The following is a 19904-nucleotide window of genomic DNA, read 5'->3' on the forward strand; positions in this document are numbered from 1 at the left end:
CACCTATAAAAATACCTTTCAAAATCATAGTATTCAGAGGCAGGTGAAATGTGATTAAATAGAAAAACCCATCCTAAGGATGGGCTTTAGATTATATATGAAGCTCTACAGGATACTTTTCCTTTAGGGCTTCTACTTTATCTAAGAAGAGTTGCTGTTGTTTTTGTGCCAATAGCTGTTGGGATAATTGATCCTTTACATCATCAAAGCTTCGGGTAGCTTCAGATTTTTTATCGGTTATTTCAATGATGTGATAGCCAAATTGAGTCTTAACTGGTTGACTAAGCTCATTTAACTTCAAATCAAAAGCAGCAGCTTCAAATTCAGGCACCATTCTTCCTTTAGTAAAATAGCCTAAGTCTCCACCGTTGGCATTGGAAGGGCACTTAGAATACTTATTAGCGGCTTCCTCGAAGGATAATCCTCCCTTTATTTCGTCAATAACCTTTAAAGCAGACTCTTCACCCTCTACAAGAATATGTCTTCCACGAAGGGACTCAGGTGCTTTAAACTGAGCTGGATTATTGTCATAATAAGCCTTTAGTTCAGATTCATCAACATCGGCATTTGCAATGGCTTTATTAATTGCATATTGCTTTAGAAGGCTTGTTTTAAGTCTCTCAACCTCTGCTATGTATAATTCGTCATTTTGAAGATTATGATCTAAGGCATCTAAATATAGAAGCTCTTGGTTAACCAATTCTTCTATAAGTCTTTTTTTTCCATCTTCAGAATAATATTTCATGGCCTGCTGAGGGTCAATATTATTTAATATAGTATCTACATCATTTTGGGTAATGACCTTTTCTCCTACTACTGCTAAGACATTTTCCTTTTTCATAAATTAAACGCTCCTTTATATAATTAGTTTCCATGCCATCATATCAAAAAATAGTATGAATGTCCAACTCATATGGAAGTATACAATTGAATAAATTTTCATGATGATCTCTATGGGGTTATCATCCTAATGATGGTGTATAAAGATTGATAAATAAAAAATATAGCTATACTTTTAGCATTTTTATGATAAAATATTCAATAAATAAATATTTACAAGGAGTCGATACAATGAATATACCACCACTACGTATAGGGAACCTGGTAGCACCTATCCCCATTATACAAGGTGCCATGGGGGTTGGGGTTTCCCTATCCAGCTTGGCCTCAGCAGTAGCAAATGAAGGGGGAATTGGTGTTATCTCTGGTGTTCAAATAGGCTTTAGAGAGGATGGCTTTGAAACCAACAATGATGAGGCTAATGTAAGGGGATTAAAAAAGGAAATAAGAAGAGCCAGGGAATTGAGTCCTAAGGGGATTCTAGGTGTAAACCTTCTTGTGGCTATAAATAATTATAAGGATATGGTTAAAGCTGCCGTGGAGGAGAAAATAGATTTAATCATTTCTGGAGCTGGCCTGCCAACAGAATTACCCATGCTGGTTAAAAACACCTCCACAAAAATTGCCCCAATAGTATCATCGGGAAAGGCAGCAGCCCTCATCACCAAGCTCTGGCAAAGGAAATTTGATTATACCCCCGATATGGTAATAGTTGAGGGGCCTGAGGCAGGAGGACACTTAGGCTTTTCTATGGAGGATTTAGAAAGTAAGACAATTCCTCCTTTGACAGAAATCGTAAAAGAGGTTATAGAGGCTTTAAAGCCCTTTAAAGGAGGGGCCGATATACCCGTTGTTGCGGCAGGAGGCATCTATACTGGTAAAGATATAGCCGATTATCTAAAAATAGGTGCTGCGGGGGTTCAAATGGCCACTAGATTTGTTGCAACCCATGAATGCGATGCTGACCCCAGCTATAAGGAAGCATACATAGATTCGGAATTTGAGGACATTAAGCTTGTGAAAAGCCCTGTAGGGATGCCCGGGAGGGCCATAAGAAATCCCTTTATTAAAGCCCTTGAAAAGGATAATATCCCTATAAATAAATGCTACAATTGTTTAAGACCATGTAACCCAGCAGATAGCCCCTATTGTATATCAACTGCTTTAATTAATGCAGTGAAGGGGGATTTAGAAAAAGGGTTAATCTTTGTAGGTCAAAACGCATATAAGTTGAAGGAAATTGTTTCTGTAAAAGAGCTTATGCAACAGCTGGTTGAAGAGACTAACGCGTCTTTAGCTTATTAGATATAAATTTATAAGTTTTTCTTCAAAGAACTATTGGTTTAAGAATACTTAAAAATGCAAATAATAGAACCCCAGACAGGGGTTTTTTTATTGCTTATAAACAAAAATGTCTATTTACTTAAATGCTATCTGTTAATTTTAATACATAATAAAATATTTATATGCATAAAAACAACTATTAGGATTAAGAATGTCACTCCTGTAATGATAGAAAAATATATTGATATAACAGCATCCATAATGTATAATCTTTATAATGTTATTTATAAACTTTTTGTAATAATGATGAATATATATACATGTCATACATTTTAATTTGGAGGTAAGAAAATGGAAATTAAAAAATTTAAGAGGGTTTTAGTTGCTAATCGAGGAGAAATAGCCATTCGGGTTTTTAGAGCCTGTAATGAATTGGGAATTCGTACAGTGGCTATTTATTCAAATGAGGATAAGACCTCTCTATTTAGAACAAAAGCAGATGAATCCTATTTAATTGGTAAGAATAAAGGACCGGTAGAGGCTTATCTAAGCATAGATGAGATCATTAGTCTTGCTCAGAAAAAAGCCGTCGATGCCATACATCCAGGCTATGGTTTCTTATCAGAGAACCCTGAGTTTGCAAGAAAGTGTAAAGAGGCGGGTATCGTCTTTATAGGTCCTGACTATACCGTAATTGAAAAGATGGGAGATAAAATACAATCTAAGATTGTGGCTAGAGAGGCCAATGTACCAACCATTCCGGGAGTTGAAAAGCCCATAGCAACGGAGGAGGAAGCCAAGGAGTTTGCAAATTATTGTGGCTACCCTGTTATCGTCAAGGCTGCAGCTGGTGGCGGTGGAAGGGGAATGAGGATTGTTCATAAGGAATCTGATTTAATTCCTTCTTACTATAGTGCTAAAAATGAAGCCAAAAAAGCCTTTGGCATAGATGACATTTTTATTGAAAAATATCTTGAAAAGCCAAAACACATAGAGGTACAGGTTTTGGGAGATCAATACGGAAACATGGTCCACCTATATGAAAGGGATTGCTCTATTCAAAGAAGACATCAAAAAATTATAGAATTCACTCCTAGTATTACAATTACCCAGGAAAAAAGGAAGGAGATCTGTAATGATGCAATAAAAATTGCCAAGGCGGTGGGCTATAGCAATGCAGGAACAGTAGAATTTCTTGTAGATAAATATGGAAACCATTATTTTATTGAGATGAATCCGAGAATACAAGTGGAGCACACCGTTACAGAAATGGTAACGGGAATCGATATCGTACAAAGTCAGATCCTAATAGCGGAAGGATATCCTCTAGATTCTCAAGAGGTGGATATAAAAAGTCAAGAAGCTGTTGAGGTAAATGGATATGCTATTCAATGTAGGGTTACAACGGAGGATCCAGCCAACCAATTTGCCCCTGATACTGGAAGAATCGATGTTTATAGAAGCGGCTCTGGCTTTGGAATTCGTTTAGATGGAGGAAATGGCTTTACTGGAGCTGTGATAAGCCCCTACTATGATAGCTTATTGGTAAAGGTATGCTCCTGGTCAAGAACCTTTGAGGATGCCATTCGTAAATCTATAAGATCCGTTAAGGAGCTAAAGGTTTCGGGGGTAAAGACAAATTCAGCCTTTTTAATTAATGTACTAAACCATGAGGCCTTTTTAAAGGGTGAATGTCATACAGATTTTATTGCCGAAAATCCATCCCTATTTGATATAGCCCCTAAAACTGATAAAGAGCTTAAAGTACTTAAATATATTGGGGATAAGGTTGTAAATGAAACCCAGGGGATAAAAAAGGAGTTTGATGTGCCGGTTGTTCCAAGGTTTGTTAAGGCCAATGGGCTACAGGGAACCAAGCAAATCCTAGATAGTGGTGGCCCAGAAGGATTGGTAAAATGGATTAAAGAACAAAGACGTCTCCTTTTAACGGATACCACCATGAGGGACGCCCATCAATCCCTTATGGCCACAAGAGTCAGGACTAGGGATATGGTAAAGATCGCCAAGGCCACCTCTGTTTTAGCAAAGGAGTTATTCTCTGTAGAAATGTGGGGAGGAGCTACCTTTGATGTGGCCTATAGATTTTTAAAGGAAGATCCTTGGGTAAGGCTTCAGGAGCTAAGGCGAAGGATGCCAAATATCTTATTTCAAATGCTACTAAGGGGCAGTAATGGTGTGGGATATAAAAACTACCCGGATAATGTCATAAGGGAGTTTATAAAGGAATCGGCAGCCTCTGGTATTGATCTTTTTAGAATTTTTGATTCCCTCAACTGGTTAAAGGGAATGGAGGTAGCCATAGATGAGGTATTAAAGCAAAATAAAATTGCTGAGGCGTGCATCTGCTATACTGGGGATATATTAGACATCAATCGAGATAAATATAGCCTACAGTACTATGTGAATATGGCAAAGGAAATTGAAAAAACAGGAGCCCATATATTAGCCATCAAGGACATGTCGGCCCTATTAAAGCCCTATGGGGCGCAAAAGCTGATAAAGGCCCTTAAGGATGCGGTTTCTATGCCGATTCATCTTCATACCCATGATAGTAGCGGAAATGGGATTGCTACAGTTCTAATGGCAGCAGAAGCTGGAGTGGATATTGTTGATACAGCAATAAACAGCATGTCGGGATTAACAAGCCAACCAGCCCTTAATTCAGTAGTGGCGGCTTTAGAGAATGCAAATAGGGACACCGGGCTAGACCTTGAAGCTATAGAAGATATTTCTAGATACTGGGCAGCAGTAAGGCCAGTTTACAGCAAATTTGAATCGGATTTAAAATCTGGGACTACCGAGGTATACAAATATGAGATCCCCGGTGGCCAGTATTCCAACCTTAAGCCTCAGGTTGAGAGCTTTGGTTTGGGACACCGATTTAAGGAAGTTAAGGAAATGTATAAAACTGTAAATGAAATGGTGGGAGATATCGTTAAGGTTACCCCCTCCTCAAAAATGGTTGGGGATATGGCAATATTCATGGTGCAGAATGACTTAACACCTGAAAATATATACGAGAAGGGTAAGGATTTAAACTACCCAGATTCAGTAGTTTCCTATTTTAAAGGAATGATGGGTCAGCCTATGGGTGGCTTTCCAGAAAAGCTGCAGCAGCTGGTTCTAAAGGGTGAAGAGGCAATAACCATAAGACCTGGGGAAATGTTGCCTTCAGAGGACTTTGATAAAATAGGCCAGTTGCTAAATACTAAGCTTGGTATCGAAGGAACCATGAAGGAAAAGCTAAGCTATGCTTTATATCCAAAGGTTTTTGAGGACTATGTAGCCTATATTAAGGAATATGGGGATTTAAGCCCTATGGGTAGTGATGTTTTTTTCCATGGATTAAACGAAGGGGAAACCTGTGAGGTGGAAATTGCAGAGGGTAAGACTCTAATTATAAAGCTGCAGGAGATTGGAAGATTAGATATCAATGGTAATAGAAATGTAGTCTTCGAGGTTAATGGCAATCGAAGGGAGATATCCATCCCTGATAAAGCCAGTGGTTCGGCTCAAGTGGCGGAGTTCACCAAGATGGCTAATTCTGAGGACCCTATGGAGATTGGCGCCAGTATTCCAGGAAATGTGGTAAAGGTTTTGGTGAAAGAGGGAGACAAAATTGAAGAGGGTCAAAGTCTAATGGTTGTTGAAGCCATGAAGATGGAGACCAATATCCTTTCATCGGTTAAAGGTGAGGTTGAGACCATATTTGTTAAAGAAAAGCAGCAGGTTAAGTCTGGAGAGCTATTAATCAAACTTAAATAAAAAATGAAAAGGAAGCAAGGGGACGGTTCAGGACCAGTTTTTCACTGGTCCCCAACCGTCCCCTTGCTTCTTTAAAATATTTCATCATGGTTTTAGAAGGAAAGCAGGGGGCAGAGGAAGAATCTATATAGTAACCAAAGAATGGAGGTATTGATATGACTACGATAAAGGAAAATAGAGAATTTTTAAAGGCAAACTTTTCTAAGCTGGAGGAGATCGAAACCCATCAAAAGGCGGGCCTGCCCCAACCACCATTGGAAAAGGAATGGACCGGGGGAGGTTTAATAGATTTACCAGAAGTAAATGAGGATCTATTAAAGGAAAGAGATGTATTTAAAATTTTAAAGAATAGAAGAAGTGAAAGAAAATATATTGATTACCAATTATCTCTAGAGGAGCTATCCTTTATTCTGTGGGCAACCCAAGGGGTAGATGAAATAAAGGGAGATCACTATGCCACTCTAAGACCTGTTCCTTCAGGAGGAGCTAGACATCCCTTTGAAACCTATATAGTTGTAAATAATTTAGCTAACCTCAAACCTGGGTTGTATAGATATCTTGCCTTAAGCCATAAGCTCGGATTTATTTCTAATATTGAGGAGGCAGAAGAAAAAGTAACAAAGGCCACCCGCGGACAAAAGTTTGTTGGAAAGGCCCCAGTGGTACTATTTTAGAGCTGTATACCCTATAGAAGTGAATGGAGATATGATGTAGCAGCCCATAAAACAATGCTTTTAGACGCAGGGCATTTATGCCAAAACCTTTATATAGCTTGTGAAGCTTTGGATTTAGTTACCTGTGCAATTGCTGCTTATGATCAAAGGCTTGTAGATGACCTATGCCAATTAGATGGTGAGAATGAATTTATTATCTACCTTGCGCCAGTTGCAAAGGTATAACGTGAGCTTTCATAAATAAAGTATGTCTTAGACAAATAAAATATTTTAATGAATATGTTATAAAAATAGTACAGGGAGACATCTTTGTACTATTTTTATAATTAACAATAGGGTGTACTGGATAAATTAACAAAAATTACAAAATAGAGAAATTAGGTGCAAGAATTAAAATTAATTAACATATTATTTAGAGTTAGAAGAAGGATATCAAACACCTATAACGAAGTATTAACTATGCTTGAGGATATGTAAAGAGAGGTTAACTATGGGTAAAAATATTGAGTTAAAAATCTTAAAGGAAAAGATCGAAGAATTTAGAGGAAGACTCAACAAGTTGGTTGAGAATGGGAGGTTTGATGAAGAAGACACCCTTGCCCTTAGTCAAGAAATTGACTTGTTACTATTGGAGTATATAAGGTTGCAAAGGGAAGTTGAAAACTAATTTTTTTAAAACATATTGCCATTTAATCTAAAGACTGATTAGATGCAATTTTTTTAAAGGATAAATTGGTATTACCATCTCCAACCCATAGCTGTTAGTATACAAGTTCTTTTATTTAATAAAAGATTTGAACTAGAATGAATCAAGTGGAGCATAAAAGCATAGGTATCTATAAAAAGATCGAATTATTAAAAAGTTACAAAAAAGTTGAAATTCTAAAAAAAAATCCACTATAAAAAGCAATTTATTTATTATATAATGTAATGTATACAAGATACATTGTTTCTATCAAAGATAGAACAATTAATATTATATAAATTAAAGGAGGAAATACAATGGCTAGAAAGATGAAAACCATGGACGGTAATGCTGCTGCGGCTTACGTTGCATATGCCTTTACTGATGTTGCAGCAATTTACCCCATAACCCCATCATCCAACATGGCGGAAAATGTTGATGAGTGGAGCTCTTATGGACAAAAGAACATCTTCGGGCAAACAGTTAAGGTTACTGAAATGCAATCTGAAGCAGGTGCGGCAGGTGCAGTACACGGATCATTAGCTGCAGGTGCTTTAACTACCACTTTTACTGCATCACAAGGATTATTATTAATGATTCCCAACATGTTTAAAATCGCCGGAGAATTATTACCAGGTGTATTCCATGTAAGTGCTCGTGCTGTTGCAGGACATGCATTATCCATTTTTGGAGATCATTCTGATGTTATGTCAGCTAGACAAACAGGATGTGCTTTATTAGCAACTGGAAGTGTTCAAGAGGTTATGGACTTAGGTGGAGTTGCTCACTTAGCTGCAATCAAAGGAAAAATTCCATTTATCCACTTCTTCGATGGTTTTAGAACCTCCCATGAAATGCAAAAGATTGAAGTTATTGAATATGACGAGTTTGCAAAGCTATTAGATTGGGACGCAGTAAAAGCCTTTAGGAATAATGCATTAAATCCAGAAAATCCTGTTTTGAGAGGTACAGCTCAAAATCCAGATATCTTCTTCCAAGCTAAGGAAGCGTCTAACAGATACTATGATGCAATACCTGATCTAGTAAATGATTATATGAAGGATATAAGCAAGCTAACTGGTAGACACTATGCTCCATTTAACTACTATGGAGCGGAAGACGCTGAAAATCTTATCATTGCAATGGGTTCAGTAACGGATACTATTGAAGAAACCGTTGATTATCTTCTAGCCAAAGGAGAAAAGGTTGGAGTTGTTAAGGTTCACCTTTACAGACCATTCTCTGAGAAATATTTCTTTGATGTATTACCAAAAACCGTTAAGAAAATTGCTGTTTTAGATAGAACTAAGGAGCCAGGCGCTATAGCTGAGCCCCTACACCTTGATATTAAATCTATATTCTTTAATAAGAAGGATGCACCGATTATTGTAGGTGGTAGATATGGATTAGGCTCTAAGGATACTACACCTGCTCAAATAGTTGCTGTTTATAACAATCTTAAGGCTGATGAGCCAAAGGATCGATTCACTATAGGAATCGTTGATGATGTAACAAATACATCATTAGCTATGATTGACAATATAAATGCAGCACCCAAGGGAACAATTCGCTGTAAGTTCTGGGGCTTAGGTTCTGATGGTACCGTTGGAGCAAATAAGAGTGCCATTAAGATCATTGGTGATAATACTGATATGTATGCACAGGCATACTTCTCCTATGATTCTAAGAAGTCTGGTGGTGTAACCATCTCCCACTTAAGATTTGGACACAAGCCTATTAAATCTACTTATCTTATAGATGAAGCTGATTTTGTAGCTTGCCATAATCAAGCCTATGTTAACCAATATGATCTATTAAAGGGTCTTAAAAAGGGTGGAACCTTCCTGTTAAACTGTATGTGGAAGCCTGAAGAATTAAGCGATAAGTTACCAGCTGCAATGAAGAAATATATCGCAGATAATAATATAAACTTCTATACCTTAGATGCAACCAGCATCGCTGCTGAAATAGGCTTAGGTGGAAGGATCAACATGATTATGCAATCTGCCTTCTTTAAGCTTGCTGAGGTTATTCCCCTTGAAGATGCAGTTAAGTATCTGAAGGATGCAGTTGTTGATGCCTACGGTAACAAGGGTGAGAAAATTGTTAATATGAACAATGCTGCTATTGAAAGAGGAGTAGATGCTCTTGTTAAGATCGATGTAGCAGCTGATTGGACAGATGTGAAGGATGAAGCCGCTGCAACAAAGGAAGAGCCAAACTTTATTAAAAATATTCTAAGACCTATGAATGCTCAAAATGGTGATTCACTACCAGTTAGCACCTTCGTAGGAGCAGAGGATGGAACCTTCCCATTAGGTACATCAGCCTTTGAAAAACGTGGAATAGCTGTTAACGTACCAGAGTGGATGAAGGAAACCTGTATTCAATGTAACCAATGTTCCTATGTATGTCCCCATGCGGCAATTAGACCTTTCCTTCTAGATGAAGAAGAGGTAAAGAATGCACCACAGGGTATCGAAACCCTTAAGGCCATGGGTAAGGAATTTGATGGACTACAATATAGAATTCAAGTAAGTCCATTGGATTGTACTGGATGTGGAAACTGTGCAGACATATGTCCAGCACCAAAGGGTAAAGCATTGGTTATGCAGCCTGTTGAACCGCAAATAGAAGCACAAAAAGAAAATTGGGATTATGCTGTTACAGTAACAGACAAGTCTCATTTAACCAATATAGAAACCGTAAAGGGAAGCCAGTTCGCTACACCATTATTTGAATTCTCAGGAGCATGTGCAGGCTGTGGAGAAACTCCATATGTTAAGCTAATTACTCAGTTATTCGGTGATAGAATGATGATTGCCAATGCTACTGGTTGTTCATCTATTTATGGTGGTAGTGCACCGTCAGTGCCCTTCTGTAAGAACGGAGAAGGTAGAGGTCCAGCATGGGCGAACTCACTATTTGAAGACAATGCTGAGTATGGCTATGGTATGGCCCTTGGAGTACAACAAATTAGAAATAGATTAGCAGATATTATGACTGAAGGATTAGAGTCTAATCTGCCAGAAGATTTAAAGGCTGCCTTTAAAGCTTGGTTAGAAGCTAAAGAGGAAGGTAAGGCTTCTAAGGAAGCAACCTATAAAATCCTGCCATTGTTAGAAGGATCTAAAGGCAACCCAATTATTGATGAGATCATTGAAAAGAAACAATATCTAATTAAGCAATCTCAATGGATTGTTGGTGGAGACGGTTGGGCCTATGACATTGGATTTGGTGGACTTGATCATGTTATTGCAACTGGTGAGGATGTAAATATCCTTGTAATGGATACAGAGGTTTACTCCAACACAGGTGGTCAATCTTCTAAGGCAACTCCAACGGCTTCAATTGCAAAGTTTGCTGCCTCTGGAAAGAAAACCAAGAAGAAGGACCTTGGTATGATCGCTATGAGCTATGGATATGTTTATGTAGCGCAGGTAGCAATGGGAGCAGACAAGAACCAATTAATTAAGGCCATGAAGGAAGCAGAAGCCTATAAGGGTCCATCAGTGGTCATTGCCTACTCACCATGTATCGCCCATGGAATTAAAGCAGGTATGGGTAAAACACAAGAGCAATCAGCTAAAGCTGTTGAGGCAGGCTATTGGCACCTATATAGATTTAATCCTGAGCTTAAGGAACAAGGAAAGAATCCATTTATCCTTGACTCTAAGCCACCAAAAACCTCCTTTAAGGACTTCTTAAAGGGAGAAGTTCGTTATGCATCCTTAATGAATGCCTTCCCAGAAGCTGCCGAAGAATTATTTGACAAAGCCGAGAAGGAAGCTAAGGAAAGATACGAAACCTACTACAAGCTTGCCGACGCACAATAAATATAATTGATCTAAGAGACTAGGCTATGGCCTAGTTTCTTTTTGTACTAAGAAAACCACCTGCTATGCGGGTGGTTCCAAAAAGCTTTCAGCTATGAGGAGAAAAAATATTCCCCCTTTGTTAAAATGGAAGTAGGTTTGCCGACCACTGCCAAAACAAAGGAGGAAGTCCAATTGGATAAGAATAGTTTATCACATACCGTTTGGAATTGTAAGTATCACATAGTATTTGCACCCAAGTACAGAAGACAAATAATATATGGAAAGATAAAAGAGGATATAGGAAAAATAATACGTAAGCTTTGTGATTACAAAGATGTAGAAATAATAGAAGCTAATGCATGCCCTGATCATATACATATGCTGGTAAGTATACCACCAAAGTTAAGTGTATCTCAGTTTATGGGATACTTAAAGGGAAAAAGTTCACTAATGATATTTGATAGGCATGCAAATTTGAAGTATAAGTATGGAAATAGACAGTTTTGGTGTAAGGGATATTATGTAGATACAGTAGGAAGAAATAAAAAGGCAATAGAAGAATATATAAGGAATCAAATGCAAGAAGATATTGCAAGTGATCAAATTAGTATGAAAGAGTATATGGACCCGTTTACGGGTGAGCCTGTACCCAAAGGCAAGAAAAAATAACCCCTTTAGGGGTAGCCAGTAAAAACACAGCGGTTGGCAGACTATTCAATGTGTCTTGAGACACAGCAAGCAACATGCCCTTATAGGGCTAGAGCAAACCACCCGTTTTACGGGTGGTCATGATTCTAAGAAAGATTTAATTATTTCATATAATTAGATATGGGTATAATATATCAAAGGTATAATATATGAAGGGTCGAATATACAATTTTTACTGGTTAGAGTATAATGTTTAATATGGAAAATTTTGAAATGGGGGGAGTTGTAGGATGCTGGGTTTAACATTGGAGGGTGGCGGGGCCAAAGGTGCATATCACATAGGAGCATGGAGAGCCTTTAGAGAGCTAGGAATTGAGTTTGATGGAATTACAGGAACCTCAGTAGGAGCACTAAATGGAGCCCTAATGATTCAGGATGACTTTGATACAGCCTGGGACATCTGGTACAACATCAACCCAGGAGATGTTATGAAGGTTGATGAAAAAACCATAGAGCTTATTGGAGAATATCAAATCACTACAGAACACTTGAATATCCTTTATGATGAATTTAAAAGGGTTATAAAGGGATCAGGAATTGATATAACCCCCCTAGAGTTAATGATAAAAAGGAATCTAAAGGAGGATAAGCTACGAAGCTCTAAAAAGGATTTCGGCTTTGTTACCGTATGCTTAACCGATAGAAAGCCCTTAGAGATTTTTAAGGAGGATGTTCCCTATGGGAAGATGGCAGAGTATTTAATGGCCTCAGCAAACCTTCCAATATTTAAAGGAAAAAAAATTGAGGGTAAATCCTTTCTCGATGGAGGCTTTTATGATAACTTGCCAATGGAAATGCTTTATAGGAGAGGCTATAAAAAAATTATAGCTGTCAGAGTGATGGCTATGGGAAGAGTCAGAAGACTTAAGTACGATGATCTTGAAATAATTAATATAATACCCAATAGGAAATTAGGGTTAATGCTGGAGTTCACCAAAGAAAGATCTAGAACCAATATGGCTTTAGGGTATCTAGATACAATGAAGACTCTAAAGAATCTTAAGGGAAATGATTACTATATCGATTATGATTTTCAAGATGATGAAGCAATTGAATTCTTTAAAAGCTTCAATACAAAAACCATTACAAATTTAGCAAAGATTTTAAAATTAAATAATCAGAAGACTAAGGAAGCACTTCTTATGGAGGATATTATACCTCGTATAGCTAAGCTGATGAATATAAAAAAAGAAAATGCCTATAGCGAAATTTTAGTAGGAATGGTAGAACATATGGCTGCCTATAAAAATATAGACCCTTTGAAGATCTATACCATAAAGGACTTATTAGGCCAAGTATACCATGAAGCTACCAATGATCTGCAGGAAAATGAGAGGAAAGATTATGAAGTTATAGAAGAAATATTTATAAGATTGAATAAAGAAAAACTATTAACAGAGGCTCTTAAGGTGATTTTCACTACAAGAAATGCCTATACCGTTGGGAACTAGTTCTTTTTAAAAGGTTATTGAAGGGTGGTGTGTTAGACGTGAGTATTCTTACTTTATTAACAATTTTCTTTACAATACTAACCATAATGATCAGTATCATTTTAGTTCTTGAAAACAGAAGTCCTGCTAGAACTGTAGCGTGGTTATTGGTGCTGATACTATTGCCAGGTATTGGAATTTTTATCTATTTTTATATCGGCAGAAATCATCGAAAAAAGAAAACCTTTATCAAGAAACAAAAGAATGATTACAGACTTTTAAGGCGTCTTCTTCATGAGCAAACCTCTTTTTCAGATTACACCAACCTTTTTCGTGAAACCTTCAAAGACCTTAGAGGAAAGTTAATTCCCCTATTAATTGAAAACACCAATTCACCTATCACCATTAACAATGAAGCTAAAATATTAAACAACGGGGATGAAACCTTTGAAGAGATGCTCCGAGCTATAGAGGAAGCAGAGGACCATATAAATATGGAATTCTTTATTATTAAGGATAGTTCAATAGCCAACAGGATTAAGAAGGCACTCGTTAGGCAGGCTCAAAGGGGAATAAAGGTTCGCCTTATATATGATGCCGTAGGCTGTTGGCGACTGAAGTCAGGTTTCTTTGATGATTTAAAAGAAGCAGGAGGGAAGGTTGGTGTCTTTTTGCCCGTTACCATTCCCCTCTTTGGCAGTAGGCTAAACTATCGAAATCATAGAAAAATTCTAGTGATTGATGGAAGGGTAGGTTTTTTAGGGGGAATCAATATTGGAGATGAATATCTGGGACTGAATCCAAAGATGGGATTCTGGAGAGATACCCACCTTAAGCTAAAGGGAGAGGCTGTTTATGTTCTACAAGCTATCTTTCTAATGGATTGGTTTTTTGTCAGTGGTGAGGAATTGGATGATAGGAACTATTTCCCCAAACAGAGTCACTGTGGTGAGAGTCTTATTCAGATAGCAGCCAGTGGCCCGGATTCCTATTGGCAATCTATTCATCAAGCTTATTTTACTTCTATGTCGGCCGCAAAAAACTATGTATACATTGCTAGCCCATACTTAGTTCCTGATGAAAGTATTTTAATGGCACTGAAAACAGCAGCCCTTTCTGGAATTGATGTTAGAATTTTAATTCCTGCCAAGCCAGACCATAAAACCGTATTTTGGGCATCCCGGTCCCATTTTACTGAATTATTGGAGGCTGGCGTAAAAATTTATCAATATCAAAAGGGATTTATCCACAGTAAGATTATAATTGCTGATGATGTCTTTGCAAGTGTAGGAACTGCCAATTTAGATATAAGGAGCTTTCAATTAAATTTTGAAGTAAATGCTTTTATCTATGACGAAGAGGTAAACCTACAATTAAAAAAGGATTATATGAAGGATTTAGAAGATAGTACAGAGATTACTTTGGAAGAGTTTGAAAAAAGGTCTACCACCGATAAATTAGTAGAATCTTTAGCAAGGTTATTTTCTCCAATTCTTTAAAAATTGAAAATTGAAAGTGGAAAATTGAAAATTTTAAAAGGACTTATCTTATAAACAAATAATTTTGAATTATAAAATAAAGAAGAAAATAAGATAAAAACCCCATAAAAATAGGGCTACTTATTAAGTAGCCCTATAATTTATTCTACAGTAATTTCCTTGCTGTTTTCCCATAATCCATGGATGTTACAGTAGCTGACAGCATATAGCGTACCTGATGTATTAAGCTTAACGGTTGTTAAGCCAACAGGCTCTGTAAGATTATCTCCCTCTCCATGGGCAGAGAAGTTGAAGGTGGCTAGTTCTATAGGGAATTTTCCTCCTTCTGGTTGAAAGAAAAGCTTAAACCAGGCTATGTAATGCTCAAAGGAATTTGGATGGCCAATGGCATCCCCTATAGATATTTTCACCTCAAACTTTTCTCCTGAATTAACCTTTTCTGGGGCGTGGATAACAGGAACGTGTTTTTCACCCTTCCAATCTCCTGATTGAAATAACTTACCTAATGATTTCATAAATAACCTCCTCATATTTATTAAATAATCCTCTAGAGATATTTATAACCAAAAACAGTAATTTATAACAGTAAATATAGATAAATAAGGATAAAAATTATAAAAACCTTGAAGATATTGCAAATAAGTAATCTTTATAATATAATATTTAATTGAAAAAGACCTATGAAAAGGAGAGAAATCATGAGCTTATATAACCAATGGCAAGAATTGGCCCAGCAGCAAAATGATCAAGCTAAGGTAAATGAGTTTTGGAAAAATTACTGCCAGCTAGAGCAAGGTATTTATGAAAAGATTCTTTCAAAGAATCAAAGGGAATGGGAAGGATCTGTAACTGAGTTGGCGGAAACCTTTGAAGTTTCACCTGTATACTTTGCAGGATTTTTAGACGGAATAAATGAAAGTATCGAGACACCCATTGAATTAGATACTTTAGAAGAGGAAACTAAGGTTTCTCTGAAGATTGATTTTGAAAAGCTTTATTTTAACATGCTGGCTGCTAAGGCAGATTGGTTGTATAACCTGGATGAATGGAAGCCTATACTACCAGATGAAAGAAGAAAAGAAATCAAGAAGGAATACAATGCATCTAAAACCATCGTTAAGGATGACAAGGTCGGAAGAAATGATCCTTGCATCTGTGGAAGCGGTAAAAAGTATAAAAAGTGCTGTGGTGCTAATTAATACTTAAAGAAAAACTCCATTTCGGAGTTTTTTATTTTGTTGAAATAAAGTGTCCAGTTCAGTGGAATAATGAATTCTCCTGTGATAAAATAATTTTGACTTAAACTAAGGAGGATGAGCATGAACCTTAAAAAACTTTTCGATATTCAAAAGCTTCTGGATCAACGTATTATTGATGAACATCAGTTACAGGAGGTTGATCTATTGCCTCCTAAGCTACTTGCCCTTCAGGTTGAACTAGGTGAGCTAGCAAATGAAACAAGGTGTTTCAAATATTGGAGCAGAAAAAAACCTTCACCAAAACAGACTATACTGGAAGAATATGTAGATTGCCTGCATTTTATATTAAGTGTCGGGTTAGAAAAAGGAATAGAGAATATTCAACTGACTATAGAGGAAAGCAGCCTAACTCTAGTGGAGGAGTTTAAAAAAGTAATTCAAAAAACTACTGAAATTGAAAGAGACCAGGATGAAGAGGTATACCGAGGATTATTTAGTAGCTTTATTCTTTTAGGAAACAAGCTGGGCTTTTTTTGGGAAGAAATAGTTGATGCATATTTAAAGAAAAATGAAATTAATCATAAAAGGCAAGAGGAAGGATATTAAAAGAGCAATTGAAAATTGAAAGTGGAAAAGTGAAAATTTTAAGCAAAATGCACAACAGGGACGGTTCTCATTGTGCATTTTCTAAAATTTTAAGCAAAATGCACAATGAGAACCGTCCCTGTTGTGCATTTGCTTAGTGGTGTGAGAGGTCGGTAGATAAAATAATTATCTACCTCCTACTCGATTTTTAAGATGCTACTACATTGTCGGTTATAACCTTCTTCTGCCAGACATTTGATAAATAAATGAACAAACCAACTACACAGATGATGGCATTACTTAAAAGCATTGCATACCATACACCACTGGGGCCCCATGAAGCAAATTTTCTAAATAATAGAATGAGGGGTATACGCAATCCCCAAAGGCGGCCCATATCCATAATCATTGCAAAGATGGTGTGGCCAGAGCCTTGGAAGGTTCCGATAAATACTTGGAAGAAGCCCATCAATGGTAAAGAGGTGGATATAATTCTTAGATATTGGTTACTTAGTGCAAAAACCTCAGGGTCATTCTTTATAAAGACTCCAACAACATGCTTTGAGGAAAGGGAAAGTATAATGCCCCCGACAACCATGAAGAGGGTGGAAAGCTTAATGCTGGTGATGAAGGCCAGCTTAACTCTTTCTAAGTTGTTGGCACCCAGATTTTGTCCAATAATAGTTGCTAGAGCGCTGCCTATTCCCATTACAGGCATCAAAACCAAAGAGTTTATTCTATTGCCAATTCCAAAAGCCGCCAAGGTTTGATCTCCATAGGAAATAACGAAGGCATTTAAGATTATAAATCCTAAGGCTGAGGCTGACTGCCCAATGGTTGCTGGAAATCCGATCTTTATAATTTTTAATAAGATATCCTTTTGAATTTTTATTTCCTTTAGTCTGAGATATATACCACTATTTCTGTTGGCAAATAAAGTATATACGGCAATGATGACAAATATGGTTCTTGAAAAAATTGTGGCTAAGGCAGCACCCTTAATGCCGAATCTTTCTATAAAAAATGGATCCAATATGATATTTAATACAACTCCACAAACATTATACAGCATAGGAGTTAGGGTATCCCCTTGCCCTTGTTTTATGGAGTTATATACAAAGAACATAAATATCCCAGGAATTTCCCAAAACATAATTTGAAGGTATTGGGTACTATATTTTAGTACATCCCCTTTACCACCCATAGCCTTAATTATGTAGGGGGTAGCGAAGAAGCCGATGATGCTCAGGGTTACTGCCAATATAAGGGTAAAGGCAAACATCTGACTGGCTACTTTGCTGGCTTCCTTCTTCTGCTGAGCTCCGGTATGCTGAGAAATTAAAGCGGTTCCAGCTACGTTAATTCCCATTCCCAGTGAAAGGGTAAGAAAAATTACCGGAAATACTAGAGTCATAGCGGCTACCTCTGAAGTACCCAGCATGTTGCTTACCCAATAGGTATCAGCAAGATTATAGATGGTTTGAATAAAATTATTCAGCATAATTGGTGCTGCTATGGTAAGAATTACTTTAGGCATCTTACCTTTAAGAATTAATTGTCGTTTCGTACCAAAATCCATAGTGTCCTCCTTAAAAAATGTTTAGAACATCTAAATATAATTATACCATTAAATTTTATAATATAGAAATGTAAATTATAAGAATTTTAGTTAATGTTCTAATTTTGAGTTTTTTTCAGAGGATATATAAAAATTTTTTTTCATTTAAAAAAATTTAAATAATATTTTGACTAATCTATTAACTAATTATAAAATGGTAATATACAATTATTTTTAATATCTAAAATTTACTATGAAGGGTAGGTTGTTAAAGGTGACAGAAGCGTTACAATCAAGAGTAGACGGTTTAAAGGAACTAATAAAAAGAATGAAGCATTATACTGAAGCTGCTGCGTTGATGCAGTGGGATCTTGAAACAGGTGCACCGACAAAATCTGTGGAGGTTCGATCAGAAGTTATCGGGACTATAGCCACTGAATCCTTTAAGATATCCGTTTCTGATGAGATGGGCAAGTATATTGATGAGCTTAGCCAACCTGAAAACTTTGACCAGTTAGACGATATAATGAAGGCATCCATAAAAAGACTAAAAAAAGAGTACGATCGTTTTAAAAAGATCCCATCTGATAAATATCAGGAATACATGGTTTTATTAGCTCAATCTCAGGCTATGTGGAAGGAAGCAAAGAGCAAAAAGGATTTCTCGATCTTTTTACCAAACCTGAAAAAAATTGTTGAGTTTCAAAGGCTATTTGTTGAGCTATGGGGCTATCAGGGCCATCCATATAATAGTCTCTTAGATACCTTCGAACCAGAGATGACGGTTGTAAAGCTGGATAAGATCTTCTCTGAATTAAGGGATAAGCTTGTAGAGCTACACAAAAGAATTGTCGCTACTGGTTACACCCCAGATCAGAGTATCTTTGAACAGAGCTTTAATATCGAGAAACAAAAGGAACTAAGTATAAGAGTATTGAATAGTATGGGTTATGATTTTGAAGCTGGGAGAATGGATGAATCGGCCCACCCTTTTACATTAAAGCTAAACCCCGGGGATGTAAGGATTACAACAAAGTATGAGGAAACCAAGTTAATGAGCGCCTTGTATTCTACCATTCATGAAGGGGGTCATGCTTTATATGAGCAAAACATTTCAAAGGACTTAACCTATACACCCTTGAACGAAGGAGCCTCTATGGGGATTCATGAGTCACAATCACGATTTTGGGAGAATATGTTGGCTCGAAGTTTAGATTTTTGGCACTTTTTTCAAAAGGAGCTAATGGAAGTCTTTCCAGAGGAGTTTAAGGGTATATCCATCGAGAAGATTTACCATAGCATCAACAAGGTAGAAAACTCATTGATTCGTATTTATGCCGATGAATTAACCTATGGTCTCCATATAATCCTTAGGTATGAGGTTGAAAAGGGCCTTATTACAGGAGATATTGAAGTGGAGGATTTACCAAGAATATGGAATGAAAAGATACAAGAATACTTAGGGGTTACACCTAAGGACGACAGTGAGGGTGTACTTCAGGATGTTCATTGGTCAGCTGGTTTATTTGGTTATTTCCCCAGCTATGCCCTTGGCAATATCTATGCTGCTCAGTTTGTTGAAAAAATGGAATCGGATTTAGAAAACTATCAGGTAATGGTTCGTAATGGTGAGTTCGGACAAATCAAGAATTGGTTAATTGAGAACATCCATCGCCACGGAAGAAGTCTTTCTCCTGAAGAACTGATTAAGCAAATAACAGGCGAAGGAATAAATCCAAAATACTTTATAGACTATTTAGAAAAGAAATATAGTGATATTTACGGGTTTTCCATTTAAGGAGTTGAATTAACCCTATTAACTAAAAAAGAGAATTCCT

General features: G+C 37.0%; 13 protein-coding genes and 1 pseudogene. 11 read left to right on the top strand and 3 right to left on the bottom strand.

Features of this window, described 5'->3' with window-relative positions; translation table 11 throughout:
• Positions 1-91: 91 nt before the first annotated feature.
• The gene (locus F8153_RS05820; protein WP_151865428.1) at positions 92-841 is read right to left on the bottom strand and encodes a peptidylprolyl isomerase; all 750 of its coding nucleotides are present in this window, start codon (positions 839-841) and stop codon (positions 92-94) included.
• 230 nt (positions 842-1071) lie between these two features.
• Between F8153_RS05820 and F8153_RS05825 the strand changes: the two genes are divergently transcribed.
• The 8 genes and pseudogenes from F8153_RS05825 to cls all read left to right on the top strand — a co-directional run bounded on the left by F8153_RS05825 (position 1072) and on the right by cls (position 14724).
• Positions 1072-2145, top strand: a complete 1074-nt coding sequence (locus F8153_RS05825; RefSeq protein WP_151865429.1) for an NAD(P)H-dependent flavin oxidoreductase — start codon at positions 1072-1074, stop codon at positions 2143-2145.
• Positions 2146-2475: 330 nt separating this feature from the next.
• On the top strand, positions 2476-5910 hold the full coding sequence (locus F8153_RS05830; RefSeq protein WP_330577750.1) for a pyruvate carboxylase: 3435 nt from the start codon (positions 2476-2478) through the stop codon (positions 5908-5910).
• Between the two features lie 155 nt (positions 5911-6065).
• Positions 6066-6809 (top strand): annotated as a pseudogene (locus F8153_RS05835) (SagB/ThcOx family dehydrogenase).
• Positions 6810-7074: 265 nt separating this feature from the next.
• Complete coding sequence (locus F8153_RS05840) at positions 7075-7251, top strand: aspartyl-phosphate phosphatase Spo0E family protein (RefSeq protein ID WP_243136908.1); 177 nt, start codon at positions 7075-7077, stop codon at positions 7249-7251.
• 335 nt (positions 7252-7586) lie between these two features.
• Positions 7587-11105, top strand: coding sequence for a pyruvate:ferredoxin (flavodoxin) oxidoreductase (gene nifJ / locus F8153_RS05845; RefSeq protein ID WP_151865430.1), 3519 nt, complete (start codon positions 7587-7589; stop codon positions 11103-11105).
• A 174-nt stretch (positions 11106-11279) separates the two neighbouring features.
• Positions 11280-11756, top strand: a complete 477-nt coding sequence (gene tnpA, locus F8153_RS05850; protein WP_408608754.1) for an IS200/IS605 family transposase — start codon at positions 11280-11282, stop codon at positions 11754-11756.
• A gap of 269 nt (positions 11757-12025) precedes the next feature.
• Positions 12026-13246: a patatin-like phospholipase family protein gene (locus tag F8153_RS05855; RefSeq protein WP_151865432.1), complete on the top strand. Its 1221-nt coding sequence runs from the start codon at positions 12026-12028 to the stop codon at positions 13244-13246.
• 38 nt (positions 13247-13284) lie between these two features.
• On the top strand, positions 13285-14724 hold the full coding sequence (gene cls / locus F8153_RS05860) for a cardiolipin synthase (protein ID WP_151865433.1): 1440 nt from the start codon (positions 13285-13287) through the stop codon (positions 14722-14724).
• 140 nt (positions 14725-14864) lie between these two features.
• Here cls and F8153_RS05865 read toward each other — a convergent pair whose 3' ends face one another.
• Positions 14865-15239 (bottom strand): class II SORL domain-containing protein, encoded by a 375-nt coding sequence (locus F8153_RS05865; RefSeq protein ID WP_151865434.1) that lies wholly within the window; start codon positions 15237-15239, stop codon positions 14865-14867.
• Between the two features lie 183 nt (positions 15240-15422).
• Between F8153_RS05865 and F8153_RS05870 the strand changes: the two genes are divergently transcribed.
• Complete coding sequence (locus F8153_RS05870) at positions 15423-15923, top strand: SEC-C metal-binding domain-containing protein (RefSeq protein WP_151865435.1); 501 nt, start codon at positions 15423-15425, stop codon at positions 15921-15923.
• 120 nt (positions 15924-16043) lie between these two features.
• Entirely contained in the window at positions 16044-16529 is a 486-nt protein-coding gene (locus tag F8153_RS05875) for a dUTP diphosphatase (protein WP_151865436.1), read from the top strand.
• A 187-nt stretch (positions 16530-16716) separates the two neighbouring features.
• On the opposite strand, the gene F8153_RS05880 is transcribed toward F8153_RS05875, so the two are convergent.
• Positions 16717-18087 (bottom strand): MATE family efflux transporter, encoded by a 1371-nt coding sequence (locus tag F8153_RS05880; RefSeq protein ID WP_192929683.1) that lies wholly within the window; start codon positions 18085-18087, stop codon positions 16717-16719.
• 253 nt (positions 18088-18340) lie between these two features.
• Between F8153_RS05880 and F8153_RS05885 the strand changes: the two genes are divergently transcribed.
• Positions 18341-19864, top strand: a complete 1524-nt coding sequence (locus tag F8153_RS05885) for a carboxypeptidase M32 (RefSeq protein ID WP_243136909.1) — start codon at positions 18341-18343, stop codon at positions 19862-19864.
• Positions 19865-19904 lie beyond the last annotated feature (40 nt).

The sequence above is a fragment of the Alkaliphilus serpentinus genome (genome assembly GCF_009017255.1).
Lineage (GTDB): Bacteria > Bacillota > Clostridia > Peptostreptococcales > Natronincolaceae > Alkaliphilus_D > Alkaliphilus_D serpentinus.